1 protein-coding gene is annotated in these 475 nt (G+C 61.1%); it reads right to left on the bottom strand.

Annotation, left to right across the window (positions count from 1 at the left end; translation table 11 throughout):
• The coding region (locus RNC47_RS36470; RefSeq protein ID WP_311605161.1) for an ABC transporter permease subunit at nt 1-475 on the bottom strand (475 nt) is incomplete at both ends.

The raw sequence follows: 475 nt of genomic DNA, 5'->3' as shown, positions 1-475 counted from the left end.
CGGCTGGAACGACGCAAGCGCTGCTCGATCCTGGTGGCCAACGACGACAACGCCATGTTGACGCTGATCATCAAGACCGCGATGACGATCAGGGCGGGCAGGATGTTGGCGTAGGCCGACCCGATATTCGTACCCTGACGAACCATCTCCACGAACGTGATCTGGTAGCCGATGGCGGTGTCCTTGAGCACCACGACCAGTTGCGAAACCAGCACCGGCAGCATCGCGGTGATCGCCTGCGGCAACAGGATCAGTCGCATGGTCTGCGTCCACGTCAATCCCAATGACCACGCGGCCTCCTGCTGACAACGGGGAAGGGAATGGACGCCGGCTCGAACGATTTCGGCGATTACCGCCCCGTTGTAGAGCGTCAGCCCGGTCACCACTCCGGCCAGCGCGATGTACTTGGACGGGAACACGTCGTACATGCCGAAGAGGAAGAACGCGAACAACATCATGATCAGCACCGGCACCG

This window comes from Streptomyces millisiae, assembly GCF_031845425.1.
GTDB lineage: Bacteria > Actinomycetota > Actinomycetes > Streptomycetales > Streptomycetaceae > Streptomyces > Streptomyces millisiae.
The sequence above is the reverse complement of the archived record's forward strand: the minus strand, read 5'-3'. Positions and strand labels throughout refer to the sequence as shown.